Genomic DNA, 17,158 nt, shown 5'->3' on the forward strand with positions numbered 1-17,158 from the left:
ACTCGCACGACCGACAGTATGGCCCGCCGCACGGCCGCACGGCCCGCTCAGCGCCGCCGCGTCCGGACCGTGCGCGGCCGTGGGGGAGGGGGCAGCGGGCGGGCGCGCGCCGCCTCCAGCGCGGTGCGCAGCAGGGCCACGGACACGCGCCGGGCCGCCGCGCCCGACAGCAGGGGCCGGGGCGCGCGGCGCCGCCCGAGACCGGCCCGGAACGAGACGTCCCAGGTCAGCCGGGAACTGAACCGGACCCCTGCGAACCTCCCTCCTACGCGTCCCATGCCTGGATCATCGTCTGCTCGACGATCTTGCCGTCGCGCAGGGTGACCATCGACTCGGAGAGGACCCGCACCCCGTCCGCGTAGCGGCACGACTCGCTGAACGCGGCACGGTCGCCCTGGACGACGCACTCCTCCAGCGTGTGGGACATGTCCCGGCTGTAGACGTCCTCCAGCATCTCGGCGATCTCGTCCCGGCCGCGCAGCACCCGCGGATGGCTGGGCTGGGTGTTCTGGTCGACGACGCGCAGTTCGGCGTCGTCCGCGTAGAGCGACAGCAGTACGTTCGCGGTCTGCCCTTCGACGCCCCTGCGCAGGGTGTCGCTGTCGAAGGCGGAGCCTGCGGCGGTGCCCATGGTGACCTCCCGGAAGGGCCGCGGACCGAAGGAGCCGGACCGCCCGGCCCTCACCTTCGAGACTCCTCCGCCGCACCGGGCTCGGCAAGCGCAGCCGCGGCGTCGTCCTCACGGGTGAGCCCGGCACCGCACCCGTGTCCGGCGGGGCGCCGCCGCCGTTGCCCCAGTCATGATCTCCCCTCGACGCATCGTCGCCGCCGCCGCGCTCGCCGCCGGGTTCACCGGTCTCGCCGCGCCCATGGCGAACGCGGCCGAAGCCCCGGACGCCGGCAAGCTGAACCCGATCGCCGCCCTGGACGCGCTCAGCGCGAGCCAGCTCCCGCCGGAGAGCCGGGGCCAACTGCCGAAGGTCTCCCGGCAGGTCTCCGAAGTGAAGAACGTCCAGCAGCTCAGCAGGCTGAACGAACTGCACCAGGTCACCGATCTCGCCGCCCCGGTCACGGGCCTGCTGCCCGCCGTCCAGACCTGAGCGCACACCGCACGCGGGGCCGCCGCCCGGACCACCGGACGGCGGCCCCGCGCGCGTTCTCCACCCCTGCGGACGGCTCGGCGCGGGACGTACGAACCCGGCCTCCCCAAAGCCGTGTTGGCGGCCGTCCGGCGGTCCGGCGGCCCGTCCCGTGTCCTGATCGATCGGGCGCGCGTAGGGTCGGACAGGGGACTTCGACCGTCGAGGAAAGGGCAGGCACCATGCCGCAGGAAGTACGCGGAGTGATCGCGCCGGGCAAGAACGAACCGGTGCGGGTCGAGACCATCGTGATCCCCGATCCCGGCCCCGGCGAAGCCGTGGTGAAGATCCAGGCGTGCGGGGTCTGTCACACCGATCTGCACTACAAGCAGGGCGGCATCAACGACGACTTCCCCTTCCTGCTCGGCCATGAGGCGGCCGGTGTGGTGGAGAGCGTCGGCGAGGGCGTCACCGACGTGGCGCCCGGCGACTTCGTGATCCTCAACTGGCGTGCGGTGTGCGGACAGTGCCGCGCCTGTCTGCGCGGGCGGCCCTGGTACTGCTTCGACACCCACAACGCCACCCAGCGCATGACGCTCACCGACGGCACCGAACTGTCCCCGGCGCTGGGCATCGGCGCGTTCGCGGAGAAGACCCTGGTGGCGGCCGGCCAGTGCACCAAGGTGGACCCGTCCGTGTCGGCGGCCGTGGCCGGTCTGCTGGGCTGCGGGGTGATGGCCGGCATCGGCGCCGCCCTCAACACCGGCAACGTCGGCCGCGGCGACACGGTCGCGGTGATCGGCTGCGGCGGCGTCGGCGACGCGGCGATCGCGGGCTCGAACCTGGCCGGCGCCGCGAAGATCATCGCCGTGGACATCGACGACCGCAAGCTCGCCACCGCCCGCACCATGGGCGCCACCCACACGGTCAACTCCAAGGACACCGACCCCGTCGAGGCGATCCGGGAACTGACCGGCGGCTTCGGCGCGGACGTCGTCATCGAGGCCGTAGGGCGCCCGGAGACCTACCAGCAGGCTTTCTACGCACGTGACTTGGCCGGCACGGTCGTCCTGGTCGGCGTGCCCACCCCCGAGATGAAGCTCGAACTGCCGCTGCTGGACGTGTTCGGGCGTGGCGGGGCCCTCAAGTCCTCCTGGTACGGCGACTGTCTGCCCTCCCGCGACTTCCCCATGCTGATCGACCTGCATCTCCAAGGCCGCCTGGATCTCGCCGCGTTCGTCACCGAGACCATCGGACTCGACGAGGTGGAGAAGGCGTTCGAGCGGATGCACCACGGCGACGTGCTGCGCTCGGTGGTGGTGCTGTGATGGCCGCGCGCATCGAACGCCTCGTCACCTCCGGGCAGTTCAGCCTCGACGGCGGCACCTGGGACGTCGACAACAACGTCTGGATCGTCGGCGACGACCACGAGGCGATCGTCATCGACGCCGCCCATGACGCCGCCGCCATCGCCGAGGCCGTGGGCGACCGCAGGCTCACCGCCATCGTGTGCACCCACGCCCACAACGACCACATCGACGCGGCCCCCGCCCTCGCCGACCTCACCGGCGCGACCATCTGGCTGCACCCCGACGACCTGCCGCTGTGGAAGCTCACCCACCCCGGCCGCGAACCCGACGCCCATCTGGCCGACGGGCAGGTCATCGAGGCCGCCGGCGCCGATCTGACCGTCCTGCACACCCCCGGGCACGCGCCCGGCGCGGTCTGTCTGTACGACCCCGGGCTCGGCGTGCTGTTCACCGGCGACACCCTCTTCCAGGGCGGCCCCGGCGCCACCGGCCGCTCCTACTCCCACTTCCCGACGATCATCACCTCGATCCGGGACCGGCTGCTGTCCCTGCCGCCCGAGACGAAGGTGCTCACCGGCCACGGCGACCCCACCACCATCGGCGCGGAGGCCCCGCACCTCCAGGAGTGGATCGACCGCGGCCACTGACGGCACGGAGCCATCCGGCCGACCGTCCGGGTGACCCCCGCGGCAAAGACGACAGAAGATGTCCGGTTTCCCCGGCACCCTCGCAGTGACACCACTCGTGAGGGAACACCCGTGAGGGAGAGGGAGGCCGGACATGCCGGGTCCGCTGGAGGGCAAGGTCGCACTGGTCGCGGGGGCGACCCGCGGCGCGGGACGGGGCATCGCCGTGGAACTGGGCGCGGCCGGCGCCACCGTCTACGTCACCGGCCGCACCACCCGCGAGCACCGCTCCGAGTACGACCGACCCGAGACCATCGAGGACACCGCCGACCTGGTCACCGAGGCCGGCGGCCACGGCATCGCCGTCCCCACCGACCATCTCGACCCCGCCCGGGTGCGCGCCCTGGTCGAGCGGATCGACACCGAGCAGGGCCGGCTCGACGTCCTCGTCAACGACGTCTGGGGCGGCGAGAAACTCTTCCAGTGGGACACCCCGGTGTGGGAGCACGACCTCGACAACGGCCTCAGGCTGCTGCGCCTGGCCGTCGAGACCCACGCGATCACCAGCCACCACGCCCTGCCGCTGCTGCTGCGCCGGCCCGGCGGACTGGTCGTCGAGATGACCGACGGCACCGCCGCCTACAACCGCGACACCTACCGCGTGAACTTCTTCTACGACCTCGCCAAGGCGTCCGTGCTGCGGATGGCCTTCGCCCTCGCCCACGAGATCGGCCCGCGCGGCGCCACCGCCGTCGCCCTGACCCCGGGCTGGATGCGCTCGGAGATGATGCTGGAGGCGTTCGGCGTCCGCGAGGACAACTGGCGCGACGCCCTCGGGAACGAACCGCACTTCGCCATCTCGGAGACCCCGCGCTACGTCGGCCGGGCCGTCGCCGCGCTCGCCGCCGACCCCGAGGTGGCCCGGCTCAACGGACAGTCCCTCTCCAGCGGCGGCCTCGCCCCGGTGTACGGCTTCACCGACCTCGACGGCAGCCGCCCGGACGCCTGGCGGTACATGGTCGAGGTCCAGGACCCGGGCCGCCCGGCCGACACCACCGGCTACCGCTGACGCTCAGGCGTCGTCGGGCTCCACCCGGGTCGGCCAGCGCGCCGGGTGCCCCGGCGGCAGCGCGAGATCCGCGCGTACGGCGGTGTAGTAGCCCTCGCGGCCGGCCCGCTGCCGTTCCAGCAGCGCCTGCCAGCCCTCCGGGTCGCGGGTCCCCTCGCGCATGAAGCGTTCCATGTCCATCACCGCGGTCACCCACACCCGCGCCCGCTCCACCACCTCCCGGCTGCCCAGCATGATCAGCGCCTCGCCGGCCGGGTCGCGTCCGTCGGTGGCCTCCGCCAGCAGCGGTTCGGCCGCCGCCGGGGACAGCGGATGCGGGTGCGGGTCGTTGCCGAGGTGGGAGGCGACGCGGTAGGTGAGGTTCACCGATTTCTTCAGCGCCCGCGCGTAGTCGGCGTACACCGCGAGCCTGCGCTCCTCCCAGCGCGCCGCCGTCTCCCGCCGGAACCGGGCCCCGTCGCTGCGCACGATCGCCAGATACGAGCCGAGGGCGCCGATCACGACACCGATGAGCGCGGGGAGTTGCTGTATGAACGCCGACATGACGGCACGATATCCAGCGTGTCGATCACCGCGGACCGGACCGGACGGTCCGTCGGAAGTTCACCGTTTCGTCACAGCCTGGGCGGTCCTACAACCGATGCGCGAGCATGACGGTCTACCAGGAGGAGATCGCCACAATCGCGCCGGAAAGAGGGCTGGACATGGGGGACATACGCAGACGAGGGGCCGTCGTGCTCGGGGTGACGGGGCTGCTGGCACCGCTGACGCTCGCACTGGGCGCGGCGCCGGCGCAGGCCGCGAGCTGTACCACCTCGGCCGGCCCGTACCAGAAGAAGGTCGAGAAGTTCCTCGGCCGGCCCGTGGACGGCAAGCAGTCGAGCGCCGACTGCAAGGCCATCCAGGCGTTCCAGAACAAGCACGGCATCACCCCGAACATCGGCTACGCCGGGCCGGTCACCTGGGGTGTGATGGATCTCATGAACAAGCAGAAGGCGGTGGGCACCAAGCCCAACAAGGCCGGCAAGTGCCCGACCAACAAGGGCCGCATCGCCTGTGTGAACCTCACGCTCCAGATCAGTTGGATCCAGGACGGCAGCCGGCTCGTGTACGGGCCCGTCCCGGTGCGCACCGGCCGCAACGGGTACGAGACCCGCACCGGCCTGAAGAAGATCTACTGGCGCAACATCGACCACGTGTCCAGCATCTACAACGTGCCCATGCCGTACAGCCAGTTCTTCGACGGCGGGCAGGCGTTCCACTCGGTGGGCGTCAGCATGTGGAACCCGCCGGGCTCGCACGGCTGCGTCAACATGACCAAGACGTCCGCCAAGAAGTACTGGTCGCTGCTGAAGAACGGCGACGACGTCTTCGTCTACGGCCGTAAGCCGGGCACCTGACGGGCGGCGCGCGTCCCGGGGCGGCCGACCGCTGTGAGCGAACTCACCGGCCGCCCCTGCCAGATGGACGTGATCAGCGACACGGTCCCGTATGTCCGCCTTGTCCCCGCTTGCTCACGGGGCCTTCACCTCTGCCGTCGTAAGATTCACACCATGTCCACCACTGTTGAATCCCTCTCCGAGCGATCGGCCGCGGAGGTCAACGAGGAGATCCGGGCCCTGTGGCTCCGGTCGGGCGGGATACTGAGCGTCGAGCAGCGCGAGGAGTACCAGCGACTCGTCCTGGAGTGGGCCTCGGCCCCCCAGCAGGAGAACGCCGCCTGACACTCCCCGAGGACCTTCGTCCTCCGTCGAAAGCGGGCACCCTCACCGGGTGCCCTTTTCGTTGTCCGCCTCTCGCCCCTCCCGGGGCCGCCTATCCCCAGGTCGCCGAGTAGTAGTCCCGGTAGGCCCTGCGGTCCTGCTCCGCGCGGATGTACCGGGTCGCGACCAGCGCCACCAGACTGCCCGCGATCACCAGCAGACCCGGTCCGATCGTGCGCGGATCGGTCAGCCGCGCCGCCAGGTCCAGCCCGGCGCCACCGCCCACCGGAGTGGTCGAGCCGGGCGACGCGGAACCCGGCGCGGCCGCCGCCTCCGTGGACGACACCGACGGCTCGGGTCCGTCCCCGGCCGCGGCCCCGCCGCCCTGCGCCGCGCCGTCCGACGGGGCGGCCACGATGAGCTGCACACCGAGCTGCTCCAGCGCCCGCGTCACCGGCTGGAAGAACGTCGTCCCGCCGGTCGTGCAGTCGCCGCTGCCGCCCGAGGTGATACCGAGCGCGATGCCCTCCGAGAACATCGGGCCGCCGCTGTCACCGGGTTCGGCGCACACCGTCGTCTCGATGAGCCCGCTGACCGTGCCCTCCGGGTAGTTGACCGTCGCGTCGAGACCGGTGACCTCGCCGTCGCGCAGCCCGCTGGTGCTGCCGCTGCGGAACACCCGCTGACCGACGGCCGCGTCGCCGGCGCCCGTGATCCGCACCCCCTCGCCGTTGCCGATCGCCACGATGTCGGCCCCGGCGCCCGCCTTGCCGCCGGCGTACTGCACGAGGGAGAAGTCACTGACGGGGAACGTGGAGTTGAGCGAGGTGCCCACCTCCTGCTTGCCCTGGTTGTCCGCGAACCAGGTGGAACCGTCGGGCCCGCAGTGCCCGGCGGTGAGGATGAAGTCGTTCGAGCCGTTGGTCACGTTGAACCCCGCCGAACAGCGCCCGGCCGTCGACAGGATCGGCAGGGCGCCGTTGAGACGGGTGGTGAAGGTGCCCTTCGTGCGCTCCATCCGCACGAAGCTGCCGATGTCCGCCGCGGTCTCGCTCATCCGGGACCAGTCGGAGGCCGACACCGTGGTGTCGCCCTGCACGACCACCTCATTGGTCCGGTAGTCCAGCACCCACGCGGTGCCCGGCACCGTCGGCGCCGAACGCAGCGCCTCGGTGGCCGCCTTCAGCTCGTTCATGCTGTGCCCGACGACCTTCGCCTCCGCCCCGGCCTCGCGCACGGCGGCGGCGCTGTCCTCGTCCGTGACCGCGACCACCGGCTTGCCGTCGTCGCCGATCCAGGTGCCGGCCGTCTTCGACGCGCCCAGCTCCTCGACCAGTTCGGCCCCCGGATTCGTCACCACCGAGTCCTCCGAGGTACCGAGCGTCCTCGCCCCGGCGGCGGGCGGTTCGCTCGCCATGGCCGCCTGCGTGACCATGGTCCCTCCCAGGAGGAGTCCGCCGACGGCCGCCAGCCGTGTCACTCGCCTGACGATCCGTCGTCGTACATGCCTCATGTATGGCTCCCGAAACCCCGAACGCGCGGCGTCGACACCGCGGAGGCCCTCCGGTCGTCGAGTGCCCTCAACTCCATACGTGCCGGGGCGCCCGCGCGTTCACCCCGCGGCCGATCGCCTCGATGCCCGCGGAACCTTCACGGTTTACGGGCCACCGCGCCGAACATCGCGACCTCGTCCGGGAGTTGGCCCGTCTCCTCGGGGCGCCAGCGCGAGCAGGACACCACCCCCGGCTCCAGCAGTTCGAGACCGTCGAAGAAGCGCGCGACCTCCTCGGGCGTGCGCTGGGTGAGCTTCGGTGTGCCGTGCTCGTTCCAGAACCGCACCGCCTCGTCGACGTCCGGCATCGCGGGACTGGTCACGGTGTGCGAGAGCACCAGATGGCTGCCCGACGGCAGCCGGTCGAGCAGCGCCCGCACCAGCGCGTACGGGTCCTCGTCCGGGCCGATGAAGATGACCACCCCCAGCAGCATCAGCGCCACGGGCTCGCTGAGGTCCAGGGTCTTCGCCGCGTGCCGCAGGATCGAGTCGACGTTGCGCAGATCCTCGTCCAGATAGTCGGTACGGCCCTCGGGGGTACCGGCCAGCAGGGCGCGCGCGTGCGCCAGGACCAGCGGGTCGTTGTCGACGTACACCACCCGGGCGTCCGGGGCGAGCCGCTGCGCCACCTCGTGCGTGTTGTCCGCGCTGGGCAGGCCGGTGCCGATGTCGAGGAACTGCCGTAACCCGGCCTCCGTCACCAGGTGTTCCACGGCCCGGCCCAGGAAGAGCCGGTCGGCGCGGGCGTACGCGCCGATGCCCGGGTGCAGTTCCCTGATCCGGTCGCCGGTCAGCCGGTCGACCTCGTAGTGGTCCTTGCCGCCGAGCCAGTAGTTCCAGATCCGGGCGGTGTGCGGCTGGGTGGTGTCGATCCGGCGGTACGGGTCCCGGTCGTCCCCGGCGGCGGCCGGCGGGGTGTCGGTCATGGAGGGCTCCTGAGAGGGCGGAAGGGGTCGGTGGACCAGAAATCTAGAGCGCCGAACCGGTCCGCGCGGCGGGTCCCGTCACCTCGCCGCCCGCGCGCCCTTCCTTGGCCGAAACCGGTGCCGTGCCGAGCCGCGCCCCGCTCCCGGGGTCGCCCCACACGGCCGTTTCCCCGGTGTAGGGACGCAGCAGCGCGGTCAGTTCCGGGTCGCCGGTGCCGTTCAGCTCGTCGGAGGCGAACCTGCGGGCGATCCCGGCCAGGAAGTCGGCCAACTGCACGCGCGCGTCCGCCCCCGCGACCACCAGACGCAGCCCGGTGAGCCCGATGCCCTCCCGCCGCGCCGCCTCCTCGATCCAGGCGATCCGCTCCGGGGTGAGCATGTTCTGCCGGTCGTGCGCGAGCCGGACCGGCCGGCCGCCGCGGCTCCAGTGCGCGGCCGTGGACAGGATCGACGACGGCAGCGGATTGAGCGCCGGGACCACCGGCGGCCGTCCGGCCAGGATCGCCGTCCGACGGTCGCGGGCCCGCGACCGCCCCTCCCCGAACCGCTCCAGCACGTCCGCCACCGGCGTGCCCGGGTACGCCCGCCGCAGGGCGGCGACCGTGCCGAAGAACGCCTCGACCGGTTCCTCCGGCTCTCCGGGAGAGCTGCCCGAGCGCACCCACAGCATCCCGTTCGCCGCCGCGAGGAACTCCCGCCACTCCGCGGGCGAGAGGGTCGCGCGGCCCTCCGTGTAGAGGGGCGCCGCCGCGCCGGGATCGGCGAGCAGCAGGTCCGCGGTGCGGTCCACCAGGAAGAACGCCTTCTCCACCAGATGGACATGGGCGTGCCCGTACAGCGGCCCGGACGGTTCGAGCAGCCACTCCAGCACCGCCCGGTGCTTCTCCCGCAGCAGATGGTTCGCCTTGTACTCCTCGGCGGGCGAGCGGATCCGGCGCCGTATCTCCCGGATGTACCCCGCCGCCGACTCCTGCGGCAGCACCACACTGGCGTGCGCGAACACGTCGGTGTTCCCGCCGGTGAGATTCTCCCCGTCGGACCCGGACTCGTCGCACGCCGCTTCCACGACTGTCCCGTTCCCACCCGGCACGTCCGGTGAACCCCGGCGGGACACTGCCTAGACTGCCGTCATGGATGACACGGCGCTCGACCGGCTGGCGGCGGGCAAGTACCTGCTGATCACGAGCTATCGGAAGAACGGATCCGCGGTGGCCACGCCCGTGTGGGTGGTCCGCGACGGTGACGCGCTGGGTGCCTGGTCCGCCGCCGACTCCTGGAAGGTGAAGCGCATCAGGGCCCGCGGCGAGGTCCTCGTCGGCCCCTGCGATCTGCGCGGCAACCCCACGGGCGAGCAGATCCCGGCCACCGCCGAGATCTGCGACGCGGCGACCACCGCCCGCTACCGCACCCTGATCGCCCGCAAGTACGGCATCACGGGCCGTCTCACCCTCCTCGGCAGCCGCCTGCGCCGGGGTCTGGACGGGACGGTCGGCATCCGCGTCACGCTGTGAACGCGACGGGGGCGCGGACCGAGTGGTCCACGCCCCCTGCGCGCTGCCGGCCGGGTGCTACGGCACGTCCGTGACCGTCCCCGTCAGCGGCGGGTAGTCCGGCAGCGGCTCGCCCTCCTCGTCGGTGAGCGCGAGCCGCAGCGACTCGGCCGGCTCGGCCACCTGGTCCCGCACCGTCGGCACGGAGACGTCCACGCCCGTGGCCCCGGCCGGGACGGTCAGCCACACCCACAGGCCCGCCCCGGACAGCGGGCGCTCCGGATCGGGCGACTCACCCGAGGTGTCCGTGAACCACCGCGGGTCCACGTCCTTCGTGGACAGCTCCGCGCCCTCGGCGGGCGCCAGCACCCGCACCGGCTGCCAGATCTCCACGTCGGCCGCCTCGGACAGCGAGATCCGCCAGATCAGCGGCTTCCCCTCGGTCACCTTGTCGGCGACCGGCGTCAGCGTGACCTTCGGCGCCGGATCGTCCTCCTCCGCCGTGACCCCGCCCTGGGCGGAGCCGACGACCGCGCCGCGCACGGCCTTCACCAGCAGGTCCTGCTGCTTGCCGTGGCCGAAGCGCGTGTCGCCCTTCACCACGACCGGGACGTCGATCGGCCGGGCCCCGGGCCGGACGGCGACGACCTTCTCCCGCGCCGCGCCGGTCTCCGGGCTCACGACGTAGAAGCGCACCGTGCCCTTGCCGTGGCCGGACACCGTCACCGGGACCCGGTAGGTGCGGGTGCCGGAGTCGCCCTCCTTGACCGTGAGGCGCCCGATGTCGACGCGCGGCAGCGCCGCCGCCTTGACCGCCGGGGTGCCCGGCGCCCAGCCCCAGGCGTCCATGAACCAGGCCCGCCCGGAACCCGAACGCGGGGTCAGCTCAAGGGACTTGACCCGCTTGAGGTCGAGCCCGGCGCGGGTGGCGGCGGTCAGCGGGACACGCAGTTCACGCGCCCAGTAGGACGCGGTGCGCTCCGAGCCCGGCAGTCCGTCGGCCGTGACCCGCCCGAGCTTGGCGCGCCGCCCGGCGGTGTCGGTGACGGTCACGTCCAGCTTGGTCCCGGTGGTGTTCGGCGGCACGAACACCCGCAGCGCCAGGCTCCTGGAGCCGGCGAGGGAGAGGGGCGCCTTCGAGGTGATCTTCGTCGGCCTGCCCGGCGCGGACCACTTCAGGGCGACCGCGTTGACACCGGTGTCCCGGTCCAGCGCCCACCAGCCGAAGTGCGGTGACCTGCCGTCGGTCTCCGCGTTCAGACACGCCTTCGCCGGTTTGGGGTCCGCCCAGCACACCCGGCCGCCGGTCACCTTCACCCCGGCCGCCTGGAGGAAGCCGCCGGTGCGCCGGGCGCCGACCGCGTGGGTCAGGACCCGGGCCGGATCGGCGGAGGGGGCGCGGCGGCCCGTGCCGTCGAGGAGGGGGCGGACCCGGTCGTCACCGGCGACGAACAGCCGGGCCGCCGCGGCTATGTAGGTGGCGCCGGCGCGGTGCTGCTGCGCGGCGGTCAGCCGGGTGCGGGTGCCGGGGGAGCACACCGGGTCCCGGTCGCCCTGGCCGTCGTCCCAGAAGTCGTCGAAGGACGGCGCCGCCGAAAGGCCCGGTGTCCACTCGGAGTTGAAGAAGTTGTGGTTGGCGCCGACCATGTACACCGCGCTGTGCAGGGCGGTGCCGCGGCTCACCCCGCGGGTGCCGTCGACGAAGACCTCGCCCTCCAGGTCGGACACGTCACCGTCGCAGCCGGGCAGGACCGACACGGACGGGACGTCGGCCACCGGATTGTGGCCGAAGATCGTCGGTCCGACGAGCACGGTGCCGCGGATCTTCCAGCGGACCGGGCCGCGGTAGCCGTCCTGGGCCGCGGGCGGCGGGTAGAGGCTGTCCAGGGCCGCGCGGTTGACGCCCTCGCCGCCGCGCGAGTGGCCCACGAGCAGCACCCGCGAGAGGTCTGCCTTCGGCGCCTCGCGTACGACGGCGGGCGCGCCGGCCGGGTTCGCGGCCCAGCCCGCCCAGCGGGCCAGGTGCTGCCGCACCAGCGAGGAGCGGGCCTGGGCGCCGCCGTCCTCCGCGTTCCAGTCCTGGCCGTTGATGCCGTTCGCCGAGACGGAGACGGTGACATAGCCCTGCGAGGCCAGGAGCTTCTGGTCCTGGAGGTAGCCCTTGTGGCTCGGGATCGCCTTCATTCCGGCGGGGCAGGGCCAGTCGCCGGTCACGTCGTCGGTGCCGGGCTTGTAGCAGGTGCCGTGCCGGCCGTGCAGGAACAGCGCGAGCGGCCGCTTGCCGGTGGCGCCCTTGGGCGCGACCACCACGGCCTGCATCTCGACCGGCTGGGGGAAGCCGGGCAGCTTCACCGGGTCGAGGGCGTACGAGCCGCTGACCGTGCGGTACGCGCCGGGCTTGCCGGGGTCGACCGGGTTGGCGGGGGCCGGGGCGGGGGCGGCGGGACGGGCCGACGACAGCGAATTCCGCCTGCCGCTGCCTGAGTTGTCGTCCGGGGCGTCCAACCGTCTGCCGCCGGACCGCACCTGAAGGCCCGTCAGTGGCGTGTCCCGGTCCAGGGTGAGCCGGAACGTGTGCCCGTCCGCGGCCGGCCGGGGTGTGCCGAGCAGCCGGCCCGCCGCGTGGAACTCGACGCGCGAGTCCCCGATGGGCACGGGTGCGGCCGACCGCCAGACCAGGGTGCGCGTGTCGCCGTCACCGGTGAGCCGCCAGCCCGCCGGCAGACCGCCGTCGTACGACGCCGTCGCCGACACCCGGGGCGCGGGCGGCTGTTGGGCCAGGGCCGGTACCGGTGACACCGCCAGGGCCGCGAGCGCGGCAACGGCGGTGACACCTGTTCGCCGGGCATGGATCAAGGGTCCCCTCCTCACACAGGGAGCGCGGGGACCCCGTCCGAACCGGGAGCCCCTCACTCCCCGGAGGAAGCGAAACGGGACCCGTGGGTTGCCTGTGCCGCCGGGGACCGTCCCGGCAGGGAGGAAATCAGGTCACGCGGGCGACCTGAGTCAGTGCCAGCCCCGGAACGGCTCGTCGACGAGCTGGAAGACCGGCTCGCCCCGCACCGGGTCCTTGACGGTGGACAGCCGCACACGGTCGCCGCTGTGGATGCCGATGAGCGGGCCCATCACGCGGCCGCGCACCACGAACCCCTCGGCCATCTCGACCAGGGACACATTGCGGGCGGAGGGGGTGTTGCGGTGCACCACGGTGGCGTGGCGGACCGTTCCGACGCCCTCGCTGCGCTCGGTGCGCAGGTCGCTGCCCTGGCACACCGGGCAGAGCAGCCGGTGGTACATGGCGGTGCCGCACCAGGTGCAGCGTTGGAAGAGGATCGTGTCCGTGTCCGGGGCCTGGCGGTCGAGCACGCCCGCCGCGGAGCCGGACGTCTGCTGAACGGCGCTTCCTGAGTGGTGGTACACGCTGGTCAACTCCCTGCGCTGGGCCGGAATGCCACGGGCGCGGCTCACCCGTGCACGCACATGCGCGGCTCACCGTGCCGCCGCGCACACGTGCAGCGTATGGCACTCAGTGCCATGCGTAAAGGCACTGGGTACCCCTAAATTGCGGGGATCGCTCAGATGCGCGTCCTGCCGCTCACTTCCGGGCGAGGGTCGTCTCGATCTCCTGCACCACACGCCACAGGGGTGCTCCGCGCCGGGAGACGACCACGACGACGTCGTCCTCGTCCGGTAGGGCGGTCACCAGCGGCAGCCCGGGGGCCACGCCCGCCCGAACGCCCGCCGGAGCGCCCCCCGGAGCGTCCGCCGAGGGTTCCGGTGCCGCGCCGAACGCCGTCCGCACGGACCCCAGCGCGTGGTCCACCGCCTCGGCCGCGTCGCCCTGTCCGTCGGACCACAGCCAGGAGCGCAGCGCGTTGTTGTGCGCGGCCACCGTGGCCGCGGCGATCACATCGGCCCGCAGATCGCCGTCCGGCGTCCCGGCGAACCGGTCCCGCAGATAGGCGGCGAGCGCCCGCTCGTAGCGCCACACCACCGACAGTTCGTACGCCCGCAGCCCCGGCACCCGTTTGGTGAGCCGGTAGCGCTGCACGGAGAAGGACGGGTTCTCGGCGTACATCAGCATCACCAGCCGGGCGGCGTCGCAGACCCGCCGCACCGGCTCGTGGTCCGGCTCGCTCGCCGCGAGGAACGCGGTCATGTCGGCCAGGCACCGCTCGTGGTCGGGGAAGACCACGTCCTCCTTGGAGGGGAAGTAGCGGAAGAAGGAGCGCCGGCCGACACCCGCGAGGGCCACGATGTCGTCGACGGTGGTCTGCTCGTAGCCCCGCTCCAGGAAGAGCTGGAAGGCCGCCGCGACCAGGGCCTCCCGCATCGGCGGTTTCGCGGCCTCGGGTCTGCTGGTGGTGCTGCTCATGCCCGGAACGTTACACGCGGAACGGCACTCGGTTCCCTGCTCCGAGGGAACCGAGTACCCCGTGTCGTGATCAGGCCAGGGTCACCTCGACGGGCAGCTTCTTGATGCCGTTGACGAAGTTGGAGCGCACCCGAGGCACCTCGCCGGTCAGCCGGATGTCCGCGAGCCGGGGGATCAGCTCCTCGAACATGATCCGGATCTCGGTGCGGGCCAGCAGATTGCCCAGGCACAGATGCGGACTGCCCTTGCCGAAGGTCACGTGGTCGTTGTTCTCCCGGGTGACGTCGAAGGCGTACGGGTCGCCGAAGACCTCCTCGTCACGGTTGCCGGAGGCGTACCACATGACGACCTTGTCGCCCTCCCTGATCCGTTTGCCGCCCAGCTCCACGTCCCGGGTGGCCGTACGGCGGAAGTGGTAGACGGGGGAGGCCCAGCGCAGGAACTCCTCGACCGCCGCCGGGATCAGTGAGGGGTCGTCGCGCAGCCGGGCGAGCTGCTCGGGGTGCTGGAGGAGCGCCAGCATCGAGTGGGAGATGGTGTGCCGGGTGGTCTCGTTGCCGGCCACCACCAGCAGCAGGAAGTAGTTGTCGAAGTCCTGCGCGGACAGCGGAACGCCGTCGCGCGGGGTGGTGTTGACCAGCCTGGACACCAGGTCGGTGCCCGCGCCGCCGCGTCGCCGCCGGGCCAGGTCGCGGCCGTACTCGAAGACCTCCAGCGAGGCGGGGGAGCGGAACGGCAGATCGCGGTACCGCTCGCTCTCCGCGCTGTGCAGCAGCACGTCCGCGTAGTCGGGGTCGGTGTTGCCGATGATCCGGTTGCCCCAGTCGATCAGCCGCTGGTTGTCCTCCGGCGGGACGTCGAGCAGCCGGGCGAGGACGTTGATGGGGAAGTCGGCGGAGACGTCGGCGACGAAGTCGAAACGGCCCTTGGCCAGCGCCGTGTCCAGGGTCCTGGCCGTCAGACCGCGCAGGAAGTCGGTGTAGCTGTTGATGACGCCCGCGCCGAACTGCCGCTGGATGACGCTGCGCAGGGCGCGGTGGCGGACGCCGTCCAGCTCCAGGATGGAGGCGCGCTTCTTGATCTGGTCGTCGTCGACCTCCTCCAGGTTGACGAAGCGGGTGGAGGTGAAGGTCTCCGCGTCGCGGTCCACGCGGGCGATGTCGGCGTGCCGGGTCACCGCCCAGAAGCCGGAGTTGGGCGCCTCCTCGGGCTGCCAGTGCACCGGGTCCTCGTGGCGCAGGGTGTGGAACATCCGCCAGGGGGTGATCCCGTCGGTGAAGCGGTCGAGGTCGGCGAGGTCCACCTCCGCGAGCGGCAGCGGTTCCCGGAGCGCCTCCCGGACGGAAGGGGCGGAGGGGGCGGAAGGGGTGGAGGGGGCGGCGGGCACGGAAGGCAGATGGGCGGAGGCGGTCATGGTGGCGGGTCTCCCGGTCGTCGTCACAGGTGGTAGCCGTACTCGGTGAACTCCCAGTCGGTGACGTGCCGTTGGAAGCGTTCCACCTCGTCCCGCTTGTAGCTGAGGAACGCGGTGGCGAAGTCCTTGCCGAGGAGGCCGGTCAGGGCGGTGTCCGCCTCGAAGGCGTCGAGGGCGGCGGACAGGCTGGTGGGCAGGAGGGCCGCGGCGCTCGGGTCGTAGCCGTAGCCCTCCAGCGGGGCGGGCGGCTCCTCGCCGGCCAGGACGCCGAGGAGCGCGGCGGCGACGGTGCCCGCGGTCAGCAGATAGGGGTTGGCGCCGGCGTCGCCGAGCCGCAGCTCCAGGCGGGCGCCCGCGCCGCGCTCCGGCGGGACGCGGACCATCGCGCTGCGGTTGTCCAGGCCCCAGTCGACGAGCCAGGGCGCGAGCGTGTCGGGGCCGAACCGTTTGTAGGAGTTGACGGTGGGGTTGGCGAGCGCGGCCAGGGCCGGGGCGTGCGCGAGGACACCGGCCACGGCGTGCCGGGCGGTGGCGGACAGTCCGTGCGGTGCCGCCGGGTCGGCGAAGACGTTGCGCCCGTCCGGGTCCGTGCCCGACAGATGCAGATGGAAGCCGGAGCCGCCCGCGTCGTTGAAGGGCTTGGCCATGAAGGTGGCGAGCCGGCCCTCCCGGCGGGCCAGTTCCTTGATCGCGGCCTTGAAGCGGAACGCCCGGTCGGCGGCGGAGAGCGCCTCGGAGTGCAGCAGGTTGATCTCGAACTGCCCGCCGTCGAACTCGTGGTTGCCGCTGAGCACCCCGATGTCCAGGCCGCGGACCTGGCGGAGGGTGCGCAGCAGATGGTTGTCGGGGTCGGCGCGCAGCCCGGCCGTGTAGACGACTCCGGGGACGGCGCCGTAGCGGCGCCAGCCGCCGGCCGGGTCCGGCTCGCACAGGAAGTACTCCAGCTCGGGGCCGACGACCGGCCGCAGTCCGTGCTCGTGACAGCGGTCCAGGACGGAGCGGAGCAGATCGCGGGGCGACTCGGGGGCCGGGGCGCCGGTGGCCGGGTCGGTCACCTCGGCGAGACAGGTGGCGACCCCGGGTTCCCAGGGCAGGGCGGTCAGGGTGGACAGGTCCGGGCGGACGCAGATGTCGGGCAGGCCCGCCTCCAGGCCGCCGGCCACCGGCACCACATCGCCCTGCGGGGTGGTGTGGTAGACGGCCCGGCAGAAGGCGAGGCCGTGCTCGACGGCCCGGGGCAGCTCTTCGAGCAGCACGTCGCGGGCCCGCTCGGTGCCGATCAGATCGGGATACGTCACCCGGACGACGTCGATGCCGTCGGCGGCGAGCCGCTCCATGCGGCGGCGGACCGCCGCCGGGTCCTGCGCGGTGTTCTGGCCGGGATCTTGAGCGCTCACCGGTGTCTCCTCGGGGGACGGCGGGGCACCTCCGGGGCGCCGGAGGGCAGCCGGGGAGGCGGGTGGCGTGCGGGGTGGGAACGGCGCCGGACGGGCCGCGCGGTCCGGGAGGGACGGCGGCCGGGGCCGTTGTACGAGCACAGACGCTAGGCACGGGCCGGGGGCTCCGCAAGGGGTGCGGACCAATAATTTATCCATGTGGATAGGTCTTGACCGG

At 72.6% G+C, this 17,158-nt stretch carries 18 protein-coding genes; 7 read left to right on the top strand and 11 right to left on the bottom strand.

What is annotated here, in order from left to right:
• Positions 1-47 precede the first annotated feature (47 nt).
• On the bottom strand, positions 48-278 hold the full coding sequence (locus AFM16_RS34245; protein ID WP_078636269.1) for a hypothetical protein: 231 nt from the start codon (positions 276-278) through the stop codon (positions 48-50).
• Positions 266-631, bottom strand: a complete 366-nt coding sequence (locus AFM16_RS34250) for a nuclear transport factor 2 family protein (RefSeq protein ID WP_030795789.1) — start codon at positions 629-631, stop codon at positions 266-268. Before AFM16_RS34250 ends, AFM16_RS34245 begins: the two co-directional genes overlap by 13 nt.
• Positions 632-800: 169 nt before the next feature.
• Between AFM16_RS34250 and AFM16_RS34255 the strand changes: the two genes are divergently transcribed.
• From AFM16_RS34255 to AFM16_RS34270, 4 genes are all read left to right on the top strand, one after another.
• Positions 801-1,100, top strand: a complete 300-nt coding sequence (locus AFM16_RS34255) for a hypothetical protein (RefSeq protein ID WP_030795790.1) — start codon at positions 801-803, stop codon at positions 1,098-1,100.
• Positions 1,101-1,321: 221 nt separating this feature from the next.
• A complete protein-coding gene (locus AFM16_RS34260) occupies positions 1,322-2,407 on the top strand; it encodes an S-(hydroxymethyl)mycothiol dehydrogenase (protein WP_030795792.1) in 1,086 nt (361 codons plus the stop codon).
• Positions 2,407-3,036, top strand: coding sequence for an MBL fold metallo-hydrolase (locus AFM16_RS34265; protein WP_078636270.1), 630 nt, complete (start codon positions 2,407-2,409; stop codon positions 3,034-3,036). Before AFM16_RS34260 ends, AFM16_RS34265 begins: the two co-directional genes overlap by 1 nt.
• A gap of 133 nt (positions 3,037-3,169) precedes the next feature.
• Entirely contained in the window at positions 3,170-4,084 is a 915-nt protein-coding gene (locus AFM16_RS34270; RefSeq protein ID WP_078636271.1) for an SDR family oxidoreductase, read from the top strand.
• Between the two features lie 3 nt (positions 4,085-4,087).
• On the opposite strand, the gene AFM16_RS34275 is transcribed toward AFM16_RS34270, so the two are convergent.
• A complete protein-coding gene (locus AFM16_RS34275; RefSeq protein WP_078636272.1) occupies positions 4,088-4,627 on the bottom strand; it encodes a hypothetical protein in 540 nt (179 codons plus the stop codon).
• Between the two features lie 161 nt (positions 4,628-4,788).
• On the opposite strand from AFM16_RS34275, the gene AFM16_RS34280 reads away from it, so the two are divergent.
• Both AFM16_RS34280 and AFM16_RS38830 read left to right on the top strand, forming a co-directional pair.
• Positions 4,789-5,484: a L,D-transpeptidase family protein gene (locus AFM16_RS34280; protein ID WP_078636273.1), complete on the top strand. Its 696-nt coding sequence runs from the start codon at positions 4,789-4,791 to the stop codon at positions 5,482-5,484.
• 153 nt (positions 5,485-5,637) lie between these two features.
• Positions 5,638-5,808 carry a hypothetical protein gene (locus AFM16_RS38830; RefSeq protein WP_107419339.1) on the top strand — a complete coding sequence of 57 codons (171 nt, stop codon included), beginning with the start codon at positions 5,638-5,640 and terminating at the stop codon, positions 5,806-5,808.
• Between the two features lie 91 nt (positions 5,809-5,899).
• Here AFM16_RS38830 and AFM16_RS34290 read toward each other — a convergent pair whose 3' ends face one another.
• From AFM16_RS34290 to AFM16_RS34300, 3 genes are all read right to left on the bottom strand, one after another.
• Complete coding sequence (locus tag AFM16_RS34290) at positions 5,900-7,300, bottom strand: S1 family peptidase (RefSeq protein WP_078636275.1); 1,401 nt, start codon at positions 7,298-7,300, stop codon at positions 5,900-5,902.
• A gap of 137 nt (positions 7,301-7,437) precedes the next feature.
• Positions 7,438-8,265 carry an SAM-dependent methyltransferase gene (locus AFM16_RS34295; protein ID WP_078636276.1) on the bottom strand — a complete coding sequence of 276 codons (828 nt, stop codon included), beginning with the start codon at positions 8,263-8,265 and terminating at the stop codon, positions 7,438-7,440.
• Positions 8,266-8,308: 43 nt separating this feature from the next.
• Positions 8,309-9,331 (bottom strand): hypothetical protein, encoded by a 1,023-nt coding sequence (locus AFM16_RS34300; RefSeq protein ID WP_245177869.1) that lies wholly within the window; start codon positions 9,329-9,331, stop codon positions 8,309-8,311.
• A 64-nt stretch (positions 9,332-9,395) separates the two neighbouring features.
• Here AFM16_RS34300 and AFM16_RS34305 point away from each other — a divergent pair, with 64 nt between their 5' ends.
• The gene (locus AFM16_RS34305; protein WP_078636278.1) at positions 9,396-9,776 is read left to right on the top strand and encodes a PPOX class F420-dependent oxidoreductase; all 381 of its coding nucleotides are present in this window, start codon (positions 9,396-9,398) and stop codon (positions 9,774-9,776) included.
• Positions 9,777-9,833: 57 nt separating this feature from the next.
• Here AFM16_RS34305 and AFM16_RS34310 read toward each other — a convergent pair whose 3' ends face one another.
• The 5 genes from AFM16_RS34310 to AFM16_RS34330 all read right to left on the bottom strand — a co-directional run bounded on the left by AFM16_RS34310 (position 9,834) and on the right by AFM16_RS34330 (position 16,881).
• Positions 9,834-12,611, bottom strand: a complete 2,778-nt coding sequence (locus tag AFM16_RS34310; RefSeq protein ID WP_078636279.1) for an alpha/beta hydrolase family protein — start codon at positions 12,609-12,611, stop codon at positions 9,834-9,836.
• Positions 12,612-12,761: 150 nt separating this feature from the next.
• Positions 12,762-13,175: a Zn-ribbon domain-containing OB-fold protein gene (locus tag AFM16_RS34315; protein ID WP_078636280.1), complete on the bottom strand. Its 414-nt coding sequence runs from the start codon at positions 13,173-13,175 to the stop codon at positions 12,762-12,764.
• 175 nt (positions 13,176-13,350) lie between these two features.
• Positions 13,351-14,130: a TetR family transcriptional regulator gene (locus tag AFM16_RS34320; protein ID WP_078636281.1), complete on the bottom strand. Its 780-nt coding sequence runs from the start codon at positions 14,128-14,130 to the stop codon at positions 13,351-13,353.
• Positions 14,131-14,200: 70 nt separating this feature from the next.
• Positions 14,201-15,544, bottom strand: coding sequence for a cytochrome P450 (locus AFM16_RS34325; protein ID WP_078636282.1), 1,344 nt, complete (start codon positions 15,542-15,544; stop codon positions 14,201-14,203).
• Between the two features lie 23 nt (positions 15,545-15,567).
• On the bottom strand, positions 15,568-16,881 hold the full coding sequence (locus tag AFM16_RS34330) for a glutamine synthetase family protein (protein ID WP_078637181.1): 1,314 nt from the start codon (positions 16,879-16,881) through the stop codon (positions 15,568-15,570).
• Positions 16,882-17,158 lie beyond the last annotated feature (277 nt).

Origin of the sequence: Streptomyces antibioticus (genome assembly GCF_002019855.1) — a bacterium.
In the GTDB taxonomy this organism is placed as follows: Bacteria; Actinomycetota; Actinomycetes; order Streptomycetales; family Streptomycetaceae; genus Streptomyces; species Streptomyces antibioticus_B.